Origin of the sequence: Bradyrhizobium sp. 164 (assembly GCF_023073715.1) — a bacterium.
Taxonomy (GTDB): Bacteria; Pseudomonadota; Alphaproteobacteria; order Rhizobiales; family Xanthobacteraceae; genus Bradyrhizobium.
This window is the reverse complement of the sequence record NZ_JADPKA010000026.1, coordinates 241,531-263,939: the sequence shown is the minus strand read 5'-3', so window position 1 is coordinate 263,939 and position 22,409 is coordinate 241,531. Positions and strand designations below refer to the sequence as shown.

Below are 22,409 nucleotides of genomic sequence, written 5' to 3'. Positions count from 1 at the left end.
GATTGCCGCTTTTGCCCGCGCGAGCACAGGATGATACGGAGAGGCTAAGCCTCACCCCGTCGCCATCGGCGCGGCACTCGACGTAGCGGCGCACCTCATGGGTGTGGTTGTGGCGACGACCCTCGCATACGGGACAGCACGTCGCGCGCGTCGGAGCCCTAATCCACGCGCAGCTTACGAAAAGGCGCAAAAATAGCCGTGCGAACCGAGGTGACGGCATTCCACAACTTGGCGAACCACGGAAGCGTCAAAAGCTTCGGCTTGACGATCACAAAGAGCCTTTCGACGACACACAGGCTAAGGAGATAGCAGGCGACGATCATCGCGGTCCCGGTGATCCAATGGCCTTTGCCGGCAACCGCCAACGCAACAAGCTTCAACGGTTCGACCGTCGCCGTGGGTACTGCCAATAGAAGGAGCGACGGATAGGGGCCGAGGTTTTTGATCGTTCGCTTCAGGCCCATCACGGGTGCTCCTACCCCACTAACTTCCCGTCATGCGCGATGTTCCGACTTTGGAACGTCTGCCACATTTCCCCGCACCGCGCGCCGGGCATCAAATATGAGCGCGCCAGCACCGATTTGAGTGCCCGGGAAGACGTAGCGCGATCGGCGCGAGCGTCCGTTGGACGCACGCGCTCAATCGAGGTGAAGATCACGGCCAGTCGGCTTCAGCAAACTTCAATCCGGGCCGCGCCAATTCATTCTGCAATCGCTCTGCTTGCTCTAGTGGCATCAACCTGATGCCGACTAAGTCGGGAGCGATTGCTCGAGAAAGAAGCGAAGCATCTCCCTGCTTGCATCCGGGCCGCTTGGATCCGTGTAGGATCCCGCCGGACTTCCTCCCGACCAAGCGTGGCCTGCGCCGTGAACATTCCAGTGTTCGGAGACCGCGCGCCCGCTCACGTCGGTCAGAATGGTGCGGGTATACGCGTGCCCGTGTGGCACTTTTCCACCGATGACCTTCGCATTGAAATCCGACGCATTACCCGATTGTTCGGCGATACGGTCGCCGTTGTTCGGATGCACCGTTGTGTCTCGGTCGCCATGGAAAACGATGGTCGGCACCTGCGGTCCGCGATGGGAAATGATAGAACGGGCTCCCTGCCGCATGGCGACAAGAGCGGAGGGAAGATCACTGGCAGCTCCGCAAACCAAGCCCGAATGGATGCCAACGGCGGCGTAGAGGTCGGGGTGCGTCGCAGCCATGATGGCAGCCGCCGCGCCGCCGGCGGACAGCCCCGCTACGTACACGCGCTTTGGGTCGATCCGATGATCCTGCATGACCTGGCGGGTGATGCCCGCGATAAGCGAAGGCTCGCCGCCATCCCGTTCCTGGTCACCAGTACGAAACCAATTCCAGCATTTCGACTGATTGGCTGCGCTCGGCTGCTCGGGATAGACCACGAAACAATTCCGGGCCAGAAAATTCATGCGTGTGCCGGCCGCGAAATCGTCCGCCGACTGGGTGCAGCCGTGAAGCATGACGACGAGGGGAAGGGGCTCTCCTCGAGAGCGGCTCGGGATGAACAGCTTGTAGGCTCGAACTCCGGCCGCGTTGCGGAATGTGCCGGCAATGAATTGCGTCCCGTCGGGCGCGACATCCGACATGGACGGAGGAGCGCGCAATATCGGGCCTCGCAGACCGAGGCCAGCGAACTCTTGCATGTTGTCCAAAGGCGCGGGCCGTCCGCGCCGCTGCGCGGAAGCGGCCCGCGTGGCTGGGCGCCTTTCCTTCTTCCCGACCACGTCGGCCTTCACCTCGATGGTCGGCGGCTCCAGCCGCGCTGGCGCCGGAGGGCCCGCGCGATCAAACGGTTCTGCGGCAGTTTCACCCCGGAGCATGCGCTGCAGAAGCGCAGTGGCCTCGACCAACTTGCCCGCACGCGTGAGACGAGTGGCCTCATGGATCGTATTTCGATTCAGCATCTGCTTTACCTCGTTCTGTCGGCAAGAGCGGCCTTGACCGCGGGAGTGGCATGGAGGGCTCCGAGCACCGAGACCGACGCGATGGTGGCGCGTGCCAGGTCGGGCGTGACGTCCTGGGCGATGATTGCCAAGCCGAGGACGTTGATGTGCAGCATCTCGCCGGCGCGCTGAGCCGCTTCGAGATCCTGGCGGGTGAAGTTGCGTAGCCCGAGGTCCAAGCTGTGTCTGGCCGTCGACTGCTTGAGAACATCTGCATGCCGCTCGAGCTGATTGCGGATGGCCGTGCGAATGAAATCAGTGCGGTTCGAATAGAACCCTTCCTGCACCATCAGATCGACATGGCCGAGGTCCACGTAGCCAAGGTTGATCGTGATTTTCTCGGTGTCTGGGGCTTTGGGACGCAGGTCGCGAACATTGTCATACATCGAAATTATCCATTGACCATCCCCGTGGATGGCGCCTAGAAGCTATTTGGATGGCTGGCGAGGTTTTACAAGAGGAAGTTTTGCCATCCGACGAGACACTGGAGCCGACGATCAGCCACCACCGAGGGGTCGAAGGATCGGAAACTCGGAGCGGTTCAAGCCGATGAGGCCCCGGTATCGAGTAGCTGCGACACCGCGGCAGCCAACTGGGGCAAAGGCCCTGCCGTCGACGCCCTGCAATTTCCAGTCAGGGCGCGCCGGCGCTCGTCATGTAGACTACGGGAAAGCCAGGCGAGATTTCCCTGATCTGCTGCGCCAGCTCCCACCCAAGCCGGCCCATGCCGCGCTTTCTGGAGCCAACATCAGGTCCGTATCTATTCCCCTTGCGGTGCTGAGTCAGGCAGCGGCAGACCAGGACGATCTCGCCAGTTAGACGTTCCATTTGTCCCCGGTCTCCCTCCAGCATTGGTCGAGTGGGGTAGCGCTTGCTTCTGGTTCTCCCGCGCTCGTCGCGATTTTCTCAGGTCGACTTTCGCAAGAAATCGCCGATTTTCTCCGCAATCATGATCGTGGGAATATTGGTATTGGCCGCGGGCAGGCGCGGCATAATGGACGCATCCGCCACGTACATGTTCGCGCTGCCAATCACTCGCCCCTCAGGATTGACCACCGCCGTGCGGTCGGCGGGATCGCCCATGCGGCACGTTCCGACCGGATGCCAAACGCCGAACACGCTCTGCCGCACGAAGGCTTCGAAGGCGCGGTCGTCCGCGAGCGTCGCCTGGAAGGCGGTGCCGTTGAGCAGCACCAGCCGGATCAGGAGGTGCCGGAGGCCGGCGGGCACGTCGAGCATCGGCCCGAGGATCGAGGCGACGATGCGGTTCGCGGTGCCATACTTCCTCAGGCGCTTGATGAGCGGGGAATAGGAGGCGGGAAAGAAATCGCCGGCCCAGGGATTGAGCTGCGGATGCACCACGAGCCTTGCCAGCAGCCGGACGGCTGTCCCACACGGCCATACCGACAAGAGACCCGACCGAAAACAGCGCGGGCACGAGAGCTCCGAAGCGGCCGCCAGCCCTGTCGTTGAAACAGCCGTTCGCAAGGTAGACCACGGAGAGCAGAACGGCCGTAGTGCGAAACCTAAACACGCAGCCGTCCAGCCTCTCGCGCGGTCGCGCGAGAGACCCGAGATGAATGTCGAACGCTTACCGAAATCTTGAAGAAGGTCATACGACGCTGATCAGCCGCGTTCCGAGAAGCATCAGACGTAGCGGAGACCTGGGAAAAGGGCCCGGCGATCGCCGCCGGGCCGAGTAGAGGGAGGAAACGAGCGATAGGAAATCTCTCGCAAACGCCAAATGCGAAATTCGATCGAAGCAACCCAACGAACGACGTCCAGCAGCAGAACTATCGTACACATCAAAAAGCATTTTCTGCTAAAGTTGATGGCTTTGAGCGCCTTTTCCGGCATTTGCCGCGTCGTTAGATTTCGACAGCACCGCAAGGAATGCGTGCGTGACTTAGCAGGCCCGATACCAGGCCCTTACCGCACATCCATCTATCACTTGAAACGGTGCGCTGGAGAAATCGCGCCTATTTCCCGAGGGGCCGACCTCGACCGTCTCTATCTAACGCGCAGAGCACCTTTCTTCTGAAACTCGACAGATCGAACAGAAGCCTTGGCACTCTTTTGAGCGCAATCGCCCTGCCCTCGATTGCGAGATGTAGAACTCGTATCAATCTGGCAAGACCGAGTTCTACGAATGCGTCTCGAACATGCGGATCGTCCGCGATCGTGAGCTGGTTGTCCCTAATGACGATGGATGCCGGCAGATCGGGTTTTCTCTCCAGAACGAAGTCTCGACACGCCGCGGCAAACTCCTCCTCTTGAACGCTCAAAGGTACCTTGAAGGCGCTCCGAGAATCTCCCGCCATATTCGGGTCCCACATGAAAGAACGGCAGAGGGACACGTGATGCCGGCTCAGGTTTTCGATTTCTAATGGCTGGCGCGCTTGGTCGGCCTCTTCGCACCAGGCAACGCACTGTCGTCAGGCTCCCTCGAATTCCCTCCTTGGTAGCATTGGGTGTCATGGTATATCTTGCCGAAAACTCCGGCATTTGGAGCTAAACATGCGATGGATGAGCCAGTTATTGCGGATTTTGGCATTCTCTGCCGCTTCGCCCGAGCGCGCCTATTTCGATGAGTGAAACGCCCGGTGGGCACATTTGTCGCAATAGGATGGATCGACCGCGCCTGCCCGCCACGTTTTTGCGCCTGTCGCAATGCCTGCGCCGCTAAAAAGAGCGGCGATCACGCGTGTCCGAGCCACGTCATGCTGGGAATAAGGTAGAACGAGCGCCTTAGATTTCCGCTTCTGCATGTTACTTTTTCGTGACGCGTGTCGGCGGTTGATGAGCAAGTGTGCGACGGCCAGCTTGAAATTCGAGCTGGCCTTTCGGTCATTCTTCGCGCTTCTTCGTAAACAACGGAATGCTGGCAGGGACTGCCCTTGATAAGTCGCGGCACTTTCGGGCCATTGGAAGCCAAATTCTTCGGAGAGCGAAGTCCACGCTTGCTGCCAGTAGATTTTTCTTGATCTCTCGGTGCACACGCCGTGCATACGACGCCTTCCAACCAATTGAAAGACTTGAACTCTCGCTCCAATCCATCATGGGCGCCGTGGAAAATTTCCGATCTAAGCCATTCATTCTGTTGATATATTTTTACTCTGATCAGTCTCTTTATGCGATTGGACCGATTGAGAAATCTGCTTTGACGAGGCTTCCGCAGCTTGGCTCTTCTGGAACCCATATAGGCACGAATTGGAAGCGGAAATCGCATTTTCGATTATCAGTGCACTCGTCACGCACACTAGAACGACAATGGCCCGTCACTCGATAGCGCACATCAGGGATTCCATAGAGCTTGCAGGGCGTGCTCGCGCGAAACGGCTTAGTTGCTTCGCTTCATACTCCCGCCTCGCTGGGGCCGATGTAATTTGAAGGCCGGCTGTGACGTGGCTCACATCCCGCCAGGCAATTTACGTTTATCGGTCGTGCCGGGTGGAATGGCAGACGGAGATGCGCATGAAACGCCTCATGCCCTCGCTCATCGCAGCCTTGCTTCTCGCCGGTGCCGCCAGCAGCGTGCTCAAATCGCACGTCCTGTTCCATGCCGGCCAGAGCAGCATGCCATCCATCAAGGAACTGCAGACCGGTCAGGCGAGCAAGCTGCCGGAGTTGCAGATGCAGGACCGCTCTGTCCTGTTTGCGAGAGAGCCGGTTCAGTAGAACGCCCGGCCACTTTCAGGCTGTTCGTCTTACTCGGCCGCCGCGGTCGCAGGTTGAGGCTGTCCGTCGTTCGGACCCGTTCGCGCCATCTGCTCGTCGAGCCAGAGGCTATGGTGCTCGCGGGCCCAATTGACGTCGACTTCGCCCGAGCCCATGGCCTCGAACGCACCTTCCATTCCGATCGTACCAATATAGATGTGCGCGATCATCGCCGCGACGAACAGCACAGCGACGATGGAGTGGACGATCTGGGCCAGCTGCATGCCTTCGATCCCCGTCGTGTAGAACGGGAACATGAGGACATAGCCGCTCGCGGCGACAAAACCGCCGCCGATCACGACGATCCAGTAGATCGCCTTCTGGCCGGCGTTGAAGCGGTAGGCCGGCGGATGATCGTGCCCGACGATGCCGCCGCCTCGCTTCATCCACTCGACGTCCACCTTGTTCGGAATATTGCCACCGATCCACATCAGAAGAATCAGAACGACCCCAATGGTGAACGGGAAGCTCAGATAGTTGTGGGCGTACTTTGCCCAAAGGGACCATTCGGAGAAGGCCTCGAAGCCGATCAGCGGCAATAGCAGCGGTCGCCCGAAGGTGATGTTCAGTCCGGAGATCGCCAAAATGATGAAGCAGGTGGCGGTCATCCAATGCACGAAACGCTCATACGTGTTGAAGCGCACGATGGTGCGGCCGGATCGTCCGCTTTCGAGGCGCACCATGCCGCGCGTGAGATAGAAGATCACGAGCACCGCCAGCATGCCGATGATCGCGACTCCGCCGATCCAGCGCAGCGTGACATTGTGGAACTCGCGCCATTCCCGCCCCTGTGGCTGCTCGAGAACGCCGGACCTTTGATCAGGAATGCTGACGCGACCCTGGATCCGGTTCAGCTCCTGCAAGAGCTGCCGCTCCTTGACCGCGCTTGCGGTCGGATTGACCTGCTGAGCGCCTACCGGTGCCGGAGCTGCCACGATGAGAAGGAGTAAAGCACAAGCCCAGACAGCCGCCCGAACGAATTTTGCAAACGACACCATGAGCTCCTCCTCAATGCTCGCGCGACCTTCGTCAGGATTCGATCGTCTCGCGATAGGCCGTCTTCCACCCCCAGGCACCCGAGCCGTAACCGCGCTTCATCACGCGCTCCTTGTAAATCTGGGCAATGATCTCGCCGTCACCCGCAAGCAGCGACTTGGTCGAACACATTTCGGCACACAGCGGCAGCTTGCCCTCGGCCAACCGGTTCGCGCCGTATTTCTCGTATTCCTCTTTGCTGCCGTCGGCCTCCGGACCGCCGGCGCAATAGGTGCACTTATCCATCTTGCCGCGAGAGCCGAAATTCCCGACCTTCGGATATTGCGGAGCACCGAACGGGCAGGCGTAGAAGCAGTAGCCGCAACCGATGCACAGGTCCTTGGAATGCAGCACCACAGCATCGGCCGTGGTGTAGAAGCAATTCACCGGGCACACGGCCGCACAGGGCGCATCCGTGCAGTGCATGCAGGCCATCGAGATCGACCGCTCGCCCGGCTTGCCGTCGTTGATAGTGACGACGCGGCGCCGGTTGATGCCCCAGGGCACCTCGTGCTCGTTCTTGCAGGCGGTGACGCAGGCGTTGCACTCGATGCAGCGATCAGCGTCACAGAGAAATTTCATACGTGCCATCGTCGTTACTCCCTAAACCGCCGCGATTTGGCAGAGAGTGACCTTGGGCTCCTGCATGCCCGTCGCGGGGTCGTATCCGTAGGTAGTGATCGTGTTGGCGCTTTCGCCGAGCACGATCGGGTCGGTGCCCTTCGGGTAATTGCCGCGAAGATCCTTGCCCGCGAGCCAGCCGCCGAAGTGGAATGGCATCCAGGCGACGCCCTTGCCGACGCGCTCGGTAACGAGCGCCTTCATCTTCGCCCGGGAATTGTTCTCTGCACCCGTGACCCACACCCAGCCACCGTCCTTGACACCGCGCTCGGCGGCATCGGCAGGGTTGATCTCAATGAACATGTCTTGCTGCAATTCGGCAAGCCACGGGTTCGTGCGCGTCTCCTCGCCGCCGCCCTCATATTCGACCAGACGGCCGGACGACAGGATGAGCGGGAACTGTTTTGCAATTCCCTTCTCCACCGCTGCCTTCTGCACGGAAAAACCGATATTCGGCATTCGGAACTGCTTGGCATCGGGCAGCGTCGGATATTTAGCGACGAGGTCGACGCGCGGCGTGTAGATCGGCTCGCGGTGAACAGGGATAGGATCGGGCAAGCCGAAGGCATTCATGCGCGCCTTGCCGTTGCCATAGGGAACGCAGCCATGCGCCAGCGCCACGCGCTGGATGCCTCCCGACAGGTCGAGCGCCCACGACACCGTGTCCGGATTGGCCGGATTGATCTTGTTGATCACGGCCATTTCCGCTTCGGTGAGCTCGGAGTCCCAGCCGAGCTTCTTCAAGCTCGCCAGCGTGAACTCCGGATAGCCGTCCTGAATTCCCGACCCCAACGAGTACGAGCCGTCCGCGAGCAAGCTCACCTTCCGCGTCGTGCCGTCCGGCAGCTTCTCCTCGCGCTCGACGCCGAACCGTGGCCGGAACGTGCCACCGCCGTCCATCACATTCAAATTGGTGTTGTAGAGCAGCGGCGTGCCGGGATGCTTGACCTCAGGCGATCCCCAGCACGGCCAGGGCAGGCCATAATAATCGCCGCCGACCTCGGGATCGTCCTTCGGTGCCCGCATGCTCAGCATATCGAACTTGGCCTGGTTCTTCATGTGCGCCTTGAGGCGCTCGGGCGATTGCCCGCAATAGCCAGTCGACCAGCTGCCGCGGTTCATCTCGCGCAGCACATCCTCGGCTTCAGGAAGATTGTTTTCGACCTTGATCTTCTTGAACATCTGGTCAGCGAAGCCGAGCTTCTTCGCCATCAGATAGATGACCTCGAGATCATCCTTCGATTCAAAGATCGGCTTCACGATCTGCTCGCCCCATTGCAGCGAGCGGTTGGAGGCGACGCGCGACCCCTTGCATTCGAATTGCGTAGCGACCGGCAGAATGTAGACGCCATCCTTGCGGCCCGCCTCGACGGAGAGCGAGGCCCAGGTCGTCGGATGCGGGTCGGCAATGACGAGCAGCTCGAGAGCCTTCAGACCATTCAGGGACTCAGGAATGCGGGTGATGCTGTTGGAGGCGTGTCCCTGCACGAACACCGCCTTCACATTGTCTTTCTGAGCGACCTGATCCTTGGGCAATGTCACTGCCTCGAACCAGCGGGTCAGCGGAATGCCCGGGGTTTCCATGATCTGCTTGGAGTCGAAGCGGGACTTCAGGAAGTCATAGTCGACCTCCCAAACCCGCGACCAATGCTTCCAGGCGCCTTCGGCGAGCCCGTAATAGAACGGCAGCGTGACGATATCGAGCCCGACATCGGTCGCGCCCTGCACGTTGTCATGGCCACGGAAGATGTTGGCGCCCGCGCCGGCTTTCCCGACATTGCCGGTCATCAGGAGGGCAATGCAACTCGCGCGGACGTTGGCGGTGCCGACGGTCTTCTGGGTCTGGCCCATGGCCCAGATGAGGGTTGCCGGCTTCTCGGTGGCGAACATCTTGGCGACGCGCTTGAGCTGCTCGCCGGGAATGCCGGTGACGCGCTCGACTTCTTCCGGAGGCCACTTCTCAACTTCTTTCTTGATGTCGTCGAAACCGTAAACGCGCTGCTGGATGAATTCCTTGTCCTCCCAGCCATTCTGGAGAATGTGCCACATCATGCCGTAGAGCACCGGAATGTCGGTGCCCGGGCGCATCCGCACATATTCCGTCGCGTGGGCCGCCGTACGCGTCAGGCGCGGATCGATGACGATAAAGTTGGCCTTTTGCAGCTCCTTGCCCTCGAGCAGATGTTGCAGCGACACGGGATGCGCTTCGGCCGGATTGCCGCCCAAGATGACCTGTGTCTTTGCGTTGCGAATATCATTGTAGCTGTTGGTCATCGCGCCGTAGCCCCAGGTATTGGCGACGCCGGTCACGGTAGTCGAATGGCAGATGCGAGCCTGATGATCGGTATTGTTGGTCCCCCAGAACGCACCGAGCTTGCGGAACAGATAGGCGCCTTCGTTGGTCATCTTGGCCGAGCCGAGCCAATAGACGGAATCGGGGCCCGACTTCTCGCGTACAGCTTGAAGTTTGTCACCGATCTCATTGATCGCGGTATCCCAGGAGACGCGGGTCCACTGACCATTTACCAGCTTCATCGGATAGCGCAGCCGCCGCTCGCTGTGTACGAGTTCACGTACCGAGGCGCCCTTGGCACAATGCGAGCCGCGATTGATCGGCGAATCCCAGCTCGGCTCCTGGCCGATCCATACGCCGTTCAAGACCTCGGCCGTCACCGTGCAGCCAACGGAGCAATGCGTGCAGATGTTCTTGCGGATGGTCGCGCCTGCGGTGAGCGGACCAGCCATTGCGGCTTCCGCTTTGCGCACGCTGCCGACCGGCAGGGCGCCGAGCGCGGCAAGCGCACCGCCGGCAAGCCCGGATTTGCGCAAGAAGCTGCGGCGGTCGAGACCGCCGGCCTGGCCCGCAAGGGACTCGACAACGGAGCCGTGGCCCGGGGAATGCTGGTGTGTTCGCTTGATCAGCACGGTCAGCCTCCCTTGGCCGGATAACGATTGACGCGGTAGAACGCCTTGACGTGGTCGGACTCCTGGTAGCGCGCCTTGCGCTTCTCATCGTTGGTCTCACCGTCGGCCTGCGCCGACCCGACCAACGGTGTCGCGAGTGTCGCACCGACACCGACCGTGCCGATGCTGACCTTGCGCAGGAAGTCGCGGCGTCCCACTGTGGTCTTCTTGTCTTCACTCATCGCATCTCTCCTGGACCTGCGCGTGCCGGTCAGTTGGCGAATGTGAATGCTTCCGTCTCGATCTCGATAAAGGTGCGACCGAGCGCGCCGACGGCCCGATAGAAGCGGGCGTTCCCGGCGCCCTCCATGTCTGCGAATAGTCGCCCCAGCCACGGCGACACATGTTTCTCGAAGAAGGCGCGCTGTGCCTCTGGCGAGGCACCGAAGTGTCCGCCGGCAAGGCCGGACATGATCTCGCAAATGATGGCGGCGTGGTCCTCGGGTTCGGAATTGTTGGCAACACGCTCGACGCCGAGCGTCGTCAGGTCCCCACGCAGGCGCGATAGCGGCCGTTCGTTGAGAAAGCCGGTGAGATAGTAGGAGGCGTAAGGCAGCAATTCGCCGCGACCGAGCCCCACGAACAAATCGAAATATTCGCGCTCGACCTTAGCCGCGACTGCGCTTGAGGCGACGTCGGCGAGCGCCGCATGCGCGCGGCCGAGCGGCGTGGCGTCACCACTCAATGCCGAGAGCTGCTCGAGCAGTCGTTTCGACGGCGGCGCGGACAGCAAGGTTGCTAGCAACGCGTATTCTTGCGCGCGCGCAGCATCGACGGGATCGATGAGCCCCGCTGGGACGGCTTTTTCGCTGTAGAGATCGGGCCGCAAATCGTTGCGTGGAATACCGGTGGCCGTTTCAACTGCAACCACCCGTTGTGCTGGCACCCGGGTCCAGTTCGAGACCGAAGGCTGGCTGATGCCGATTTTGCGCGCAAGCTGAGCAATGCCGCCTGCGGCATCGATTGCGCGATCAAGCCCGTCATCCCGCACGTGGACCTCCCATCCGAGTCCCGTCTGCTTGATTACTGCTTTTGTAACAGTGTTCTAACGAAATCGTAGTCCCGGTTCCACGGATGGTCAATCATCCGTCCATATGAACCTATAGCCTTTAGTCGTGCTGCTCGCGCGGCAGTGCGCCACCGTGAATACGGTGCCTGAGGGGCTCAGCGAAATCCGCAGATCTCTCCGCCACTGACGGTTGCACCGCAACAGAGATTGCCGGACGTTCCGTGGCGCCTGCTGTCCGCACAATATCCGGCGCGCCCGCCGCATCGGCTTGATGCAATTCCGCCGAAGAATCCGCTGTTTCAATCGACGCCTCGGGGAGAGACTGCACCGCCTCACGCACGCCGCCCACGATGCGCTCGACGAGCGCCGCCAGCTGTTCCGACGAGCAATCCAGCGGGCCAAAACCCGGCATCGCGGTCGGGTCGTTGAAGTCCCATGCGTTCTCCGCAAGCCCGACAAAGTCGCGAATGGCGGGGTCGGTTGCCCACGCGCGGCGAAGAGCCGCACGGCTCAACTCCTGTGGAATACCCTTGCGCAGGAAGGCGGTGATGTCGGTCGCAGCGTTGATCTCGTCGATCGACGGCAGGGTCGAGAGATCGAACTCGCTCTCATCCTGCTTTGCCGCAGGCGGGGGCGTGGGCTGCGCCCGGGCAGGCTCCGCCGGCTCCGCTTGCGCCTCGCGCTTACGGCGGGACCAGCGTGCAAGGAACTCCTCCTCAGTCATTCCTGTCCGCCTTCATGTTCGCGCCGCGCCAGCGCCTCCGGATCAGCGCGGCGCCGCTTGCGCTTGACGAACTCCCGCTCGACATGGTGCTCGACCACGAACCTTTCAATTACTTCGCGCAGCACCTCCGGCATCGGCACGGCCTCGACCAGATTATCGGCGGCTTCGGTAAAGCCCTCGCCCTCCGCGGGGTCAGCGGTAACCGCAGTCACGGCATAGGGCCAGGCGCCTTCCGAGGGCGACAGCACAGTCCAGATGCTCGGATTGCCGGAGGCGAGATTATCGCGATAGCGCGCCGTCTCGGACGGATAGAGATCCACGGTCGCGCTTCCGGCATAGAACAGGGCTGTGCCATCCTGCTCGCGAAGCACGGTCCAGGGTTGTGTCGCCGGCTCGTCCGGCAGGACAGCAATTCCGCGCCAGACGAAGTCAACCCAGGGCGAGGCAGCCTTGCGCCGCTCGACGACGACGCCGACGGAGATGGATGCGAGTGGCGATGCCGCGGGGCTCATGTGAACATCTCCAGGCGCTTCACGGGAAGGCCGGTCAGCAGATTTTGTGGCTTCATCCGGAGCTTCTGATCCGCCGTCATGGACAGGATCAGGTAGACGGGCTCGTCCCGGACGTCGTCGTGCGCGCGGCTCGAATCCGCAAAAATCAGCCGGAACAGTGCAAGCACCCGGTCGGCGTCGCGCTCGTCGACGTCTTCGCCTTGCCACAGACGGTCGCCAAGCCTGGTGGCCTCGGTATCGAGCCCGACATACCAGGTGAGCTTTGCGTCCTGCAGCGCGCGCAGCGGCTCGATCGTGACCTCGATGCCGAGCAGATGAGAGACCCAGCGCATCATCGCCTGCGCCAGCGCAGTTGGTCCGCGTCCGCCGGCCGTGAGATCAAGGGCCATGTCGAATTGGTCGCTGCGCTGCCAATAGGCCTCGACATTCTCTTCGCTCAATATATCGAGCATCGCCTCGTTGGTGGCGCCCAGCATCGACATCAGGGAGAGCACCGGGGTCGGGCTCCGGCCGCCGACGATCTCCTCGTCGCCGAGCAGCAGGGCTTGCTCATGCGGCAGGATCCGCTGAACCCGGAAGAATAGCTCGGCCGCGCGGAGCACAAAGGGGTCGTCGCAGCCATCGAGCGCGTTGCGCAGGATGACATGTACCAGCTGATTGACGAACAGCGGCGGCAGGTCGTTCGCGCCTGATCGCAGCGATGCAAGATAGGCCGCTTCGAGCGTCGGATGCCGCAACAGGAGATCGCGAAACGCCAGCACGAACCGCCAGTTCTCCCGGGCGTCGGCGTCGGAAATTCCGGCAATTTCGTCGGCGCCGACCCCCTGACGCGGATCGGCGAGCAGCTCGCGGTGCAACCGGCGTTCGACCGGACACGCATCGTCGGGCGGCATCAGCTCGGGACGGGCAAAATAGGCTTTGAGGAATTCGTCGGTGACGCACAGCCCACCGCCCTCGTCGCGATCGAGCAGATGATGGCCGCAGGCGATCCAGAAATCGTTCATCTGACGGTCGGCTCCCGGCCCAGATCCGCAAGCCTGACGTCGCCGTCAGGCTGGACGTCGTCCTCCACTTCCATGAACGAGAACGCCTTGCTGTGCCCCTGCCCTACGCGGAGCTTCAGTCGGCGGAAGGACTCGCGGACTTCGCCGTAAATTGAAGTCCGGTGCACCGCAATAAGGGAGCTGATCGGATGACTGCACAGCGATTGCGAGAACGCCACCTCTTCTTCCGCGGCCGTCATTGCTGTGGCCATGTCCGGCGCACCGAAACGATCGATGAGTTGCCTTGCAAGGAGATCGATCAGGCTGCGGTAATCGTCCTCGGTCGCCGGAACGATCTGCGCCAGCGTCGACCAGCCCCAGGATTGCACCCCGAGGAACCCGCCGCGAAACGCCGCGCGCGCCTTGCCCTCGAGCTTCGCACCGTCGCAATCCCAGAAGCGGAAAGCACCGGAGACGGCCCATTCACCCGGCTCCGCCGCCACATCGAACACGAAGGTGTCGGAGGGATCGAGCGCGATGGTACGCAGGAGCTTCACAGCCGCGGCCCTCCGAGCGCCGGATCGAGCCACGAAGGCGTCGCCAGCGCCCGCACGAGGTCGCCACGTTCAATCTCGCCCGCCCCAACCCGGCGCGTGAGAAGATGGCCGCGATCGTCGATGCGCAGAACGGTCTGCCGTTCGCGGGGCATGCGGGAAAGATATTCTCGCGCCACGCCCTCAAAACCGCCCGCCTGCCAATCATCGAATGCCAGCATCAGGTGCCGAGCAAAGCTCTCCGTGATCTGCACCGCACCAGCCTCGCCAAAGCCTTCCTGTTCGAGCGCCGAAGCGAGCGGGTGAACACCCCGCTCGTCCTCGTTCATGGCAACCGTCCGGATCATCGCGCCGAAAACCATCCATGGTGGCGACGCGTCCTCGTCAGCCTCAGGAGGCCATCCCATCCGCCCACCGCCCACCAGCCCCCCATCGATCCTGACGGCGTCGGGCCAAACGATCGTGATCGGCTTGCTCGGCGGTGCGTAGGCACGCAAGGCATCGGTGAGGGCGACCATGCCGGCGTAGAACGCGCGCCGCGCCGTACGTAAGGGCTCGGCTGGCTCCAGCACCACGGCGAACTCCGCCAGATCAAAGCGGCCGACATAGACGAGCGTTCCGGCGCCGCTCTCCGGTGCAATGCGGCATGCGTGGGCAAAAGCGTCGCCACTCTCGCGCAGCCGCACCAATGTGAACGGCGGCGGCAGGTGGATCGGTTCCACCAGGGAAACGTGGCTGACTGGGATCGACGGCAGGCCGTCCTCCGCTTTCCTTTTCTTCCCGATGGATAAGTTCTATACGAGGCGAAGGGCCGGCGCGAGTCCGTCGTCGGTGCCGGATTGGCGGAGGGGTTAACCTGGAGCAGCCATCCAAGACCGTCCTGATCTGCTCGTGCGAAGACACGATGCGTCTCGACGCGGCCGCGATTCAGCGCGGATGTCCCAACTGCGAAATCAAAAGCTTTCATCATCTCTGCGGCGCCGAGCTCGATCACTTCCGCAGCGCAGCGGCCGCTGGCGGCGCATTGACGGTCGCCTGCACGCAGCAGGCCGCGCAGTTCACTGAGGAGGCCGGCGAGCGGCCTGATGCGATCAGCTTCGTCAACATCCGCGAAACGGCCGGCTGGTCGCGAGATGGCGCGCGCGCCGGCGCGAAAATGGCTGCCCTGCTCGCTTCCGCCTCCATCCCAGCGCCGGACTATCCGCTCGTCACTTTGTCGAGCGAGGGCGTGGTCCTGACCTACGGGCGCGATGAGGCCGCGATTGAAGCCGGCCGCCTGCTTGCCGATCACCTCGACGTGACGGTGATGCTGAAGCAGCTCGACGAGATCGTGCCGCCCGCTGCAACGGTCTTCCCGATCGTGAAGGGCACGATCCGCTCCGCAAAGGGACATTTCGGAGCGTTCGAGCTTGCGATCGACGATTACGCGCGCCCCCGCCCTTCTTCGCGCGATCGCTTCGTGCTGGACGCACCGCGAAGTGGGGTGACCTCGCGCTGCGATATCGTGCTCGACATTTCCGGTGGGATGCCATTGTTTCCTGCCCACGCGTTACGCGACGGCTATCTGCGCGCCGATCCGAGCGATCCCGCCGCCGTGCTTCGCGCCGTGCTGACCGCGCGAGACCTCGTCGGCAGCTTCGACAAGCCGAAATATGTCGACGTCACGCCCGCTCTTTGCGCCCATTCGCGTTCGAAGCGCACGGGGTGCCGGCGGTGCCTCGATCTCTGCCCCACTGGAGCGATCACGCCCGTCGGCGATCATGTCGCAATTGACCCGAACATCTGCGCGGGCTGCGGCCAATGCGCCGCCGCCTGCCCGACCGGCGCGGCATCTTATACGCTCCCGCCCGCTGATACGCAGCTTCAAAGAATTCGTGCCATGCTGCTGGCTTACCACAAGGCCGGTGGCACGAATGCGGTGCTACTCTTTCATGACAGCCCGCACGGCACGCCATTGATCGATGCCCTGGCGCGGCATGGCGATGGCCTGCCGGCAAACGTGCTCCCCTTTGCCATCAACGAACTCACGCAACTCGGGCTGGAGGCGATCGTCGGTGCCTTTGCCTATGGCGTATCGGCCATACGATTCCTGCTCCGCGCAAGACCACGCCACGATCTCACCGGACTGTCACAGACGATCGGCATGGCTGAAGCGATCCTTGGCGGCCTCGGCTTTGAGGGCCACCGCCTCGCCACCATCGAAACGGATGATCCCGACGCGCTCGGCGGGCATTTGGCTGCTATCGGCACACTGGCGGCCGTCGCGACGCCCGCGACCTTCAAAACCGTCGGCAAGCGGCGCGACCTTTTGCGGTTCGCCCTGAGCGAGTTGCATCGCGTGGCGCCGACGCCGGTCGACGTGATCGCCCTGCCCAAGGGTGCGCCGATCGGCGCAATCAGCGTCGATACCAGCGGCTGTACCCTATGCCTGTCTTGCGTCTCGGCCTGCCCGACCGGCGCGCTTCGCGACGATCCTGAGCGGCCAGTGCTGAAGTTCGTCGAGGACGCCTGCGTGCAATGCGGCCTGTGCCAGAGCACCTGTCCGGAGAAAGTCATCAGCCTCAAGCCGCAGATCGATTTCCGCGCGGCACGCGCCTCCGCCGTGATTATCAAGGAAGAGGAGCCCGCACTCTGCGTCCGCTGCGGTACCGCCTTCGGCGTCAAGAGCACGATCGACCGCATCGCAGCCAAGCTCGAGGGCCGGCACTGGATGTATCCGGCCGGCGACAAGCGGGTCGCAGCACTTAGGATGTGCGCAGACTGCCGCGTCATCGTCATGAGCGAACAGCAATTCGACCCGTTCAAGGGCGTTCCGGAACGAACGCCGCCGCGAACGACGGATGACTATCTACGCCAGCGCGATGGTAAGGATTAGACGAGCGAACATCTTCGCAGGGTCGGAAGGGGCAATCATTGCGACGTTGCGCGGCCCAAGAAGTCCGTCAACGCACGGCGGTCCTCGGCCGCGCCGATGCGCTGCTCCGGCATTTTGGTGCCGGGGGTGTAGGCATTCGGTCCAACCTCGAACAGTCGTGCGACCGTCTCCGGCGTCCAGACGATGTCCATGCTCTTCAGCGCGTCGGAGAAGCGATAGCCCGGCAGCGAAGCGATCTTGCGACCGTATAGTCGGGCAAGCGTCGGCCCCGCACGCTGAACATCCTTGTCCGACAGGGTGTGACAGGCCACACACGCCCGAAATACATCGGCGCCCCGATCGCCCGCATAGGCGGCGAGAGGATCGGCCGGCGTTCCCAAGAGGTTCGAACCAATGGGATCGCCGGTGCGGGCATTCCAGCGCCTGATCTTGCCGTCCGCGCCACCCGTCATCAGTGTTTCTCGATCCGGAAGGAAGGCGACCGACCATACCGGCAAGCCGGACACGACCAGCGTTCGTAGCAGGCTGCGCGACTTGCGATCTATGATCGCCACCGTGCCGCCGATGCCGGCCGCAGCAATCAACGTGCCGTCTTCCGATATCGTCAAGGCCGCCACCGCCGTGGGACCGGCCGCGACCTCGCCGCTCGGCTTGCCGTCTGTGGTCAGTATCCGCAGCGTGCCGTCGACCGCGCCCGTGACGATTTCACCATCCGGCGCCGCAGCAACGACGTTGAGCGGCGCCGGCAACGTCAAGACTTCAGGTTGGCCGTCCGGCAAATGCCAGATGCGCAAGGTGAGATCATAGCCGACGCTGAGAAGCGACTTGCCGTCCGGCGTGAAAGCGACACCGTTGACGTTCTGTGAATGACCTTCGAGCACGCGCGACGCGCCGTCCGACAGCGACCAGAGCCGCACCGTCCGATCCCATGAAGCCGATGCGAGAAGCGCCCCATCAGGGGACGCCGCAAGCGCCACGATTGGACCTCGATGTCCCTCAAACACCCGATCCGGCTGCTGCCGGCCAGGCATCCACACTGCAATTCGCGCATCGGCACCCGCTGTGATCATGCGGCCGTCCTTCAGAAAGGCGACGGCATTGACGGCGTCAGCATGATACCGCAGCACTTGCTGTGCCGTTTCGGTCTTCAGGGACCAGCGGATGGCTGCTGTGTCGAAGCTGCCGGACAAGAGGGCCTCGCCATCGGGGGAAATGGCAAGCGCCCGTACGGGGCCGCCATGTCCCACCATGTCGGCGTGCGCGGATGATAGCGCGAAGATGGCCCACAGGGCTGCGGCGCCGCCCGTGCAGAAAGGTAACCTCATCATCCGTCACCGGCTCTGGTCACGTTCACGGCCTCAAGATTGCCAGAAGCCCACGGAGATGAAAATCCGAACCCATTTACTTGGCTGGTGCCGTCGTCCTCTTGGACGATCCTTCAGGCGCGGCCTGCATTCCAGGCGGACTCTGACCTTGGGGACTTTCGGCGGGCGCACCACCCGAACCCGTATTGATTGGACCCGTCCAGCCTTGCGGTTGTGGTTGGCCCTTCTCCTCGGGCCGGGTTGGCGCCGCAGACGAATTGGTTTGTGGGGGTTCGGCGGAGGCGCGCTCGAACAGGCAGAGTGCTGCAAAGCACAAAATCGTCATCAGAAATTTCACGTTGGATCCTCCGAATGCCCGTACTAAACGGGGCGACACTGCATTCCGTTCCGGCGTGTGCGTCGCAACGGGCTGGCTTTGCGCATCCCGCTTGAATGCCGGTGATCCGGAGACTAATCTCCGACTGGCCACGTCAAGGATGACGGCATGCAGGGGCGAACGCGGCCATTTCTGCAGATGCTGGCGCGACTGCGCGCTTTGCGCGCGTTTGATGGATCGCAAGATCCCGATTCCCGAGACGCCTCGCCATTCCTGATCCTCGTTGCCGTCGTGCTTGCGCTTCTTCTTGCAATATTGGAAATCGACAGGAATGGCGCCGCACTTCAGTCCCTCGGCTTGATGGGTGATGCACTTTCCGTCGATGCGATGTTCAAGAGCCCGTAGGCGGCTTCTGCCTTGATACGATCAACGAGTTTGCTCGCGCCAAGCGGTGTCGTATAACAGCTTGACGTTTCGATCGAGGGAGGCTGCGGATGAAGGCTTTTCTTCTTGGCTGCGTCGCTGCAACGTTGATCGCGATTGTGGGGATGGTGATCTTGAATCGAATCCAGGAGCCAGTCGCGCAAGCGTTTGCCACAACCGGGGTACGTCTCTGAGACACCCATCTCAGGACCATGTTCAACATTCTTGGCGGCATGATCCCCGAGATCGGCAATCAAGCATGGCATGGGGCCAAGCAGCCTCCCATTCTCGAGGCCTTACGGCGTTCTGGTCGACGCTGCCCGCCGAGCACTGAACCAATAAATGCGAAAACAACCCCATGCACAGTAGAAGGCCCTTGTTTCCAAAGGACAATTTCCTGAGAAAAAAGTCCATGTCGCAGATGCTTTTGACACGTCGGGCAAAACAGGGGCATGATGTCATCATCGACGCGGATGTCGCCTCTGCGCCTCGATCCAAATTTCCGCGCCCTTGACCTGCACCGGATCGAGCCGCAACGGTGGGTTCGGCCAGCCCAGTGATCGCCCCATCACTCAAATCGAATGATGCCGCAACTCGGCTCAGCCTCGACGATATCACGGAGAAGGTTGGGTATGCCGCCCTCTACGCTCCGCGCTCCCAGGCGACGGTTGATCGGAATGCGGCAATCGTCCAGACGCAGCCTTGCAAGCGGATGCGGCGCGACGATGTCAATGCGGACCATTGAAAAGCGGCACGCTTCAATCAGCGCCGCCATCGACCCGGCCCGTAGTCGGCCAGGCGCAACGGGAGCTGCCGAAGAGTGTTTCGTAAGTTCACGACGGCAGCGTCCGGCCCGACGCTGCCTAACTCGATGCTCGTCCAAGCGTCGGCTGTCTAGGGTGTCCCCCGTTTTGCCTTTAGGACCACGGCGGCTCTTCGCTCGTCCCGGCCGCATCGTCATGGATCGTGACCCCCGCCGAACGCAACCCGGTTAGGAACACGGTTCTTACGGAGGCAGGATCGAATCCAATATCCTTGGCGTTTGGTGGATGCGCCTCGCTGCCCTTTAATCGGAGTGCCAAGTGCAAATGCTCGCAAAGGTGCTGAACGACAAGGTTGACCTGATCGTCAGTCATGATCCGCTCTTCCTGCTACCATTTTGCTACCCAACAGATAGCACACATGGAAATAGAGCGGTACGCGATTGGACCACCCCAAGGATCACCCCCCGCGAATGCCCATGGCCGGGCTCCAAATCTGCGCCAATCGGCGCAGACCTGAACTGACCAGCAGGCAACGAGAACGACGCTTTTGGCCCCAGAGCAGACCTCTGGCAGAGAGCCTCCCTTCGGCGGGTTGCTGTCACATGGCCGAGCCATGGCTAATGGCTCTCAACGCGCACTTATCTCCGAGCTCGACGCCGCACTGCCCCGACACATGGGACTCTTGAACGTTTGCCGTTGCTTCTTTCCAACGCCTTTTGCACCCGGGTGCTAAGGTTTCGAAGCTCTGCAAGTTGAGAATTGAGCGACCAGACACGTTGGTGCAGAATGACCATACGGTCGCAGACCCGATCACGACTACTCATTACGCGCCCCTGGAAGAAGGCAATTGCAAAAAAACGCTGACGTTGGGCCAAAAAATAAAAGGGACTTTCAAGTCAATGGTAGCATCGTTTCACGTACAAAATGTGAAGCGGCACACACATGCAGGAATGTATTCCACCGCCGCTCCCGGGCCGATTACCGAGGCGGCGGCTTTTAGAAGACGACCGGCTGTTTCGAGGGATCCTTGTGGGTGTCCAGGCTCTTGGCGGACTCCGCGACATCCGAAACGGGCAACGTGATGTCAGGCCGCCGGCCGATGACCGGCATTGTCGCCATAGGCCTCTCCCGATAGAGCCCGAGGCCTTCGGTCACAGCCAGGTCTTTGAAGCAGAACAAGGCAGGCGTCCTCGCTCGCGGGGTGCACCCGTCGGCATTCTCGATGATCACCTGAAAGGTCCGACGGCGAGAGCGCTGATCGCGCACGCGCGCGCCATTTCGGCGACCGCCAGCGGGCGATGACATCGCCACCCGACGCGCGGGTTGGTCGGAAGCCGACGAATCTCTGATCTAAATGGTGCGATGACGCTCGATAGATGCCAGATCAGGCGCTACTCCGAGGCCCGGCTCTTCGTCCAATTCAATCGTGCCTTCCCTCACGTTGAGGACCGGGCCGCAAAACAGATCGCGCAAGGGATTGTCGTTCGCGTCGACTTCCAGCCAGCCATTGCCTCCGATACCGGCGAGCAGGTGCGCGGATGCAAGCAAGCCAAGACCTCCGCCTAGATAGTGCGGGCAAAACGTCTTGCCCGCCTTCAGAATGTCGCGAGCCAGTGGAGCGCAGACACTCAGCCCGCCCCATTTCGCAATATCGGGCTGAACCACGCCGAGCACCTCTTCGGCCAGAACTTCCCTGAAACCCTCGGCGCTCGAAATGTTTTCGCCGGCGGCAATCGGCATCTTCGCTGCGGCGTGCAGCCTGCGCCATTCCTCGCGCGGCCGATCGGCGCGGATCGGCTCTTCCAACCAGCGCAGATCGAACTGGGCCAGCCGCGGCAGCATCTCCATCGCCTGCGTGACTGACCAGCCCTGATTGGCATCGGTAGCAAGCATACCGGGGCCGACGATCCGGCGCAGCGCCGCCAAATTGGCGAGGTCGGTCTCGGCGCCGAACCCGACCTTCAGCTTCAGCGCGCGATGGCCGCGCTCGAGCGCGGCCTCCGCCGTCTGCGCCGCACCGCCGGGATTGATGCCGCTGGCATAGACCTTGATCTTGCGCGACTGACCGCCGAGCAGCCGCCACAATGGCAGGCGCTGGCGGCGCGCGGAGAGATCCCACAGCGCGAGATCGATGCCCGCAATCGCCTGCGCGAACGGACCAGGTTCACCGCATTGAAGCGCCAGAACTTCGGTGCTTTTGGTCAGCGGCTCGAAGGCCTGGGCAGGACCCTCGAATTTGCGTCCGACGAGGCCGGGGGCGAGCACCTCGTTGACGAGCCGGGCGCGATGCTCCGCGCCTGGAGCCGGAAAGTTGCACCAGGCTTCGCCCCATCCCTCGACGCCGTCCTCGTCGACAGCGCGAACGAAGACGGCGGGACGGTCGAGCATCTTGCCGAACGACGTCACCACCGGCGTTGCCAGCGGATAGCGATAGCAGAACGCCTCGATCGCGCGGATGGTGAAGCTGTCAGTCGTCATGTTGCAGATCCTGCGGTCGAGATCGAAAAGCGGCGGGCGCCACTATCTCAACAGGCGCGCGCGAAGTCACCCGCCACGTGCTGCACCGCGAAACCATTTGCGCCGCAACATCCAAAATGAGACTGCCCGTCAAGCGGAACGA

General features: G+C 62.1%; 23 protein-coding genes. 3 read left to right on the top strand and 20 right to left on the bottom strand.

The genetic code is table 11. From position 1 onward, the window contains the following. Positions 1-158: 158 nt before the first annotated feature. The 5 genes from IVB01_RS09260 to IVB01_RS09240 form a co-directional block, all read right to left on the bottom strand. Complete coding sequence (locus IVB01_RS09260; RefSeq protein WP_247279954.1) at positions 159-464, bottom strand: hypothetical protein; 306 nt, start codon at positions 462-464, stop codon at positions 159-161. 285 nt (positions 465-749) lie between these two features. Next, complete coding sequence (locus IVB01_RS09255) at positions 750-1,928, bottom strand: PHB depolymerase family esterase (RefSeq protein ID WP_247415323.1); 1,179 nt, start codon at positions 1,926-1,928, stop codon at positions 750-752. 5 nt (positions 1,929-1,933) lie between these two features. After that, positions 1,934-2,353 (bottom strand): CopG family transcriptional regulator, encoded by a 420-nt coding sequence (locus IVB01_RS09250; protein ID WP_247415325.1) that lies wholly within the window; start codon positions 2,351-2,353, stop codon positions 1,934-1,936. 247 nt (positions 2,354-2,600) lie between these two features. Further along, complete coding sequence (locus IVB01_RS09245) at positions 2,601-2,795, bottom strand: hypothetical protein (protein WP_247415326.1); 195 nt, start codon at positions 2,793-2,795, stop codon at positions 2,601-2,603. Positions 2,796-2,873: 78 nt separating this feature from the next. Next, positions 2,874-3,329, bottom strand: a complete 456-nt coding sequence (locus tag IVB01_RS09240) for a GMC oxidoreductase (RefSeq protein WP_247278115.1) — start codon at positions 3,327-3,329, stop codon at positions 2,874-2,876. A gap of 2,106 nt (positions 3,330-5,435) precedes the next feature. Here IVB01_RS09240 and IVB01_RS09235 point away from each other — a divergent pair. Then, the gene (locus IVB01_RS09235; protein WP_247278116.1) at positions 5,436-5,645 is read left to right on the top strand and encodes a hypothetical protein; all 210 of its coding nucleotides are present in this window, start codon (positions 5,436-5,438) and stop codon (positions 5,643-5,645) included. 29 nt (positions 5,646-5,674) lie between these two features. Here the strand turns inward: IVB01_RS09235 and IVB01_RS09230 are convergent, their stop codons facing one another. The 10 genes from IVB01_RS09230 to IVB01_RS09185 form a co-directional block, all read right to left on the bottom strand. Beyond that, entirely contained in the window at positions 5,675-6,682 is a 1,008-nt protein-coding gene (locus tag IVB01_RS09230) for a formate dehydrogenase subunit gamma (protein ID WP_247278117.1), read from the bottom strand. Positions 6,683-6,713: 31 nt separating this feature from the next. Further along, positions 6,714-7,310 carry a formate dehydrogenase FDH3 subunit beta gene (fdh3B, locus tag IVB01_RS09225; RefSeq protein ID WP_027571966.1) on the bottom strand — a complete coding sequence of 199 codons (597 nt, stop codon included), beginning with the start codon at positions 7,308-7,310 and terminating at the stop codon, positions 6,714-6,716. A gap of 12 nt (positions 7,311-7,322) precedes the next feature. Then, positions 7,323-10,265, bottom strand: coding sequence for a formate dehydrogenase subunit alpha (locus tag IVB01_RS09220; RefSeq protein ID WP_247278118.1), 2,943 nt, complete (start codon positions 10,263-10,265; stop codon positions 7,323-7,325). A gap of 2 nt (positions 10,266-10,267) precedes the next feature. Then, positions 10,268-10,486 carry a twin-arginine translocation signal domain-containing protein gene (locus IVB01_RS09215; protein WP_247278119.1) on the bottom strand — a complete coding sequence of 73 codons (219 nt, stop codon included), beginning with the start codon at positions 10,484-10,486 and terminating at the stop codon, positions 10,268-10,270. Between the two features lie 29 nt (positions 10,487-10,515). Continuing rightward, positions 10,516-11,295, bottom strand: coding sequence for a molecular chaperone TorD family protein (locus IVB01_RS09210; protein WP_247278120.1), 780 nt, complete (start codon positions 11,293-11,295; stop codon positions 10,516-10,518). Between the two features lie 118 nt (positions 11,296-11,413). After that, positions 11,414-12,037 (bottom strand): DUF3306 domain-containing protein, encoded by a 624-nt coding sequence (locus IVB01_RS09205; RefSeq protein WP_247278121.1) that lies wholly within the window; start codon positions 12,035-12,037, stop codon positions 11,414-11,416. Next, positions 12,034-12,549, bottom strand: a complete 516-nt coding sequence (locus tag IVB01_RS09200; RefSeq protein WP_247278122.1) for a DUF3305 domain-containing protein — start codon at positions 12,547-12,549, stop codon at positions 12,034-12,036. Before IVB01_RS09200 ends, IVB01_RS09205 begins: the two co-directional genes overlap by 4 nt. Continuing rightward, complete coding sequence (locus tag IVB01_RS09195; RefSeq protein ID WP_247278123.1) at positions 12,546-13,553, bottom strand: DUF6352 family protein; 1,008 nt, start codon at positions 13,551-13,553, stop codon at positions 12,546-12,548. Before IVB01_RS09195 ends, IVB01_RS09200 begins: the two co-directional genes overlap by 4 nt. Continuing rightward, entirely contained in the window at positions 13,550-14,089 is a 540-nt protein-coding gene (locus IVB01_RS09190) for a DUF6505 family protein (protein ID WP_247278124.1), read from the bottom strand. The genes IVB01_RS09195 and IVB01_RS09190 overlap by 4 nt, the downstream gene beginning before the upstream one ends. Beyond that, positions 14,086-14,808, bottom strand: a complete 723-nt coding sequence (locus IVB01_RS09185; protein WP_247278125.1) for a biotin/lipoate--protein ligase family protein — start codon at positions 14,806-14,808, stop codon at positions 14,086-14,088. Before IVB01_RS09185 ends, IVB01_RS09190 begins: the two co-directional genes overlap by 4 nt. A 182-nt stretch (positions 14,809-14,990) precedes the next feature. On the opposite strand from IVB01_RS09185, the gene IVB01_RS09180 reads away from it, so the two are divergent. Next, positions 14,991-16,961: a 4Fe-4S binding protein gene (locus IVB01_RS09180; RefSeq protein WP_247278126.1), complete on the top strand. Its 1,971-nt coding sequence runs from the start codon at positions 14,991-14,993 to the stop codon at positions 16,959-16,961. Between the two features lie 35 nt (positions 16,962-16,996). On the opposite strand, the gene IVB01_RS09175 is transcribed toward IVB01_RS09180, so the two are convergent. Next, entirely contained in the window at positions 16,997-18,211 is a 1,215-nt protein-coding gene (locus tag IVB01_RS09175) for a c-type cytochrome (protein ID WP_247278269.1), read from the bottom strand. A 589-nt stretch (positions 18,212-18,800) separates the two neighbouring features. On the opposite strand from IVB01_RS09175, the gene IVB01_RS09170 reads away from it, so the two are divergent. Then, positions 18,801-19,007, top strand: coding sequence for a hypothetical protein (locus IVB01_RS09170; RefSeq protein WP_247278127.1), 207 nt, complete (start codon positions 18,801-18,803; stop codon positions 19,005-19,007). A gap of 586 nt (positions 19,008-19,593) precedes the next feature. Here the strand turns inward: IVB01_RS09170 and IVB01_RS09165 are convergent. From IVB01_RS09165 to IVB01_RS09155, 4 genes are all read right to left on the bottom strand, one after another. Beyond that, complete coding sequence (locus IVB01_RS09165; protein ID WP_247278278.1) at positions 19,594-19,800, bottom strand: hypothetical protein; 207 nt, start codon at positions 19,798-19,800, stop codon at positions 19,594-19,596. Positions 19,801-19,942: 142 nt separating this feature from the next. Further along, positions 19,943-20,161 (bottom strand): hypothetical protein, encoded by a 219-nt coding sequence (locus tag IVB01_RS09160; protein ID WP_247278128.1) that lies wholly within the window; start codon positions 20,159-20,161, stop codon positions 19,943-19,945. A gap of 624 nt (positions 20,162-20,785) precedes the next feature. Beyond that, positions 20,786-20,908, bottom strand: coding sequence for a hypothetical protein (locus IVB01_RS35440; RefSeq protein ID WP_256464607.1), 123 nt, complete (start codon positions 20,906-20,908; stop codon positions 20,786-20,788). Positions 20,909-21,139: 231 nt separating this feature from the next. Beyond that, the gene (locus IVB01_RS09155) at positions 21,140-22,267 is read right to left on the bottom strand and encodes a mandelate racemase/muconate lactonizing enzyme family protein (RefSeq protein ID WP_247278129.1); all 1,128 of its coding nucleotides are present in this window, start codon (positions 22,265-22,267) and stop codon (positions 21,140-21,142) included. Between the last annotated feature and the right edge of the window lie 142 nt (positions 22,268-22,409).

Coding starts and splice junctions, on each gene's coding strand:
- IVB01_RS09260 (WP_247279954.1), bottom strand. CDS start 464: ATGGGCCTGAAGCGAACGATCAAAAACCTCGGCCCCTATCCGTCGCTC.
- IVB01_RS09255 (WP_247415323.1), bottom strand. CDS start 1,928: ATGCTGAATCGAAATACGATCCATGAGGCCACTCGTCTCACGCGTGCG.
- IVB01_RS09250 (WP_247415325.1), bottom strand. CDS start 2,353: ATGTATGACAATGTTCGCGACCTGCGTCCCAAAGCCCCAGACACCGAG.
- IVB01_RS09245 (WP_247415326.1), bottom strand. CDS start 2,795: ATGGAACGTCTAACTGGCGAGATCGTCCTGGTCTGCCGCTGCCTGACT.
- IVB01_RS09235 (WP_247278116.1), top strand. CDS start 5,436: ATGCGCATGAAACGCCTCATGCCCTCGCTCATCGCAGCCTTGCTTCTC.
- IVB01_RS09230 (WP_247278117.1), bottom strand. CDS start 6,682: ATGGTGTCGTTTGCAAAATTCGTTCGGGCGGCTGTCTGGGCTTGTGCT.
- fdh3B (WP_027571966.1), bottom strand. CDS start 7,310: ATGGCACGTATGAAATTTCTCTGTGACGCTGATCGCTGCATCGAGTGC.
- IVB01_RS09215 (WP_247278119.1), bottom strand. CDS start 10,486: ATGAGTGAAGACAAGAAGACCACAGTGGGACGCCGCGACTTCCTGCGC.
- IVB01_RS09205 (WP_247278121.1), bottom strand. CDS start 12,037: ATGACTGAGGAGGAGTTCCTTGCACGCTGGTCCCGCCGTAAGCGCGAG.
- IVB01_RS09200 (WP_247278122.1), bottom strand. CDS start 12,549: ATGAGCCCCGCGGCATCGCCACTCGCATCCATCTCCGTCGGCGTCGTC.
- IVB01_RS09195 (WP_247278123.1), bottom strand. CDS start 13,553: ATGAACGATTTCTGGATCGCCTGCGGCCATCATCTGCTCGATCGCGAC.
- IVB01_RS09180 (WP_247278126.1), top strand. CDS start 14,991: ATGCGTCTCGACGCGGCCGCGATTCAGCGCGGATGTCCCAACTGCGAA.
- IVB01_RS09175 (WP_247278269.1), bottom strand. CDS start 18,211: ATGGTGGGACATGGCGGCCCCGTACGGGCGCTTGCCATTTCCCCCGAT.
- IVB01_RS09170 (WP_247278127.1), top strand. CDS start 18,801: ATGCTGGCGCGACTGCGCGCTTTGCGCGCGTTTGATGGATCGCAAGAT.
- IVB01_RS09165 (WP_247278278.1), bottom strand. CDS start 19,800: ATGGCGGCGCTGATTGAAGCGTGCCGCTTTTCAATGGTCCGCATTGAC.
- IVB01_RS09160 (WP_247278128.1), bottom strand. CDS start 20,161: ATGACTGACGATCAGGTCAACCTTGTCGTTCAGCACCTTTGCGAGCAT.
- IVB01_RS35440 (WP_256464607.1), bottom strand. CDS start 20,908: ATGGCGACAATGCCGGTCATCGGCCGGCGGCCTGACATCACGTTGCCC.
- IVB01_RS09155 (WP_247278129.1), bottom strand. CDS start 22,267: ATGACGACTGACAGCTTCACCATCCGCGCGATCGAGGCGTTCTGCTAT.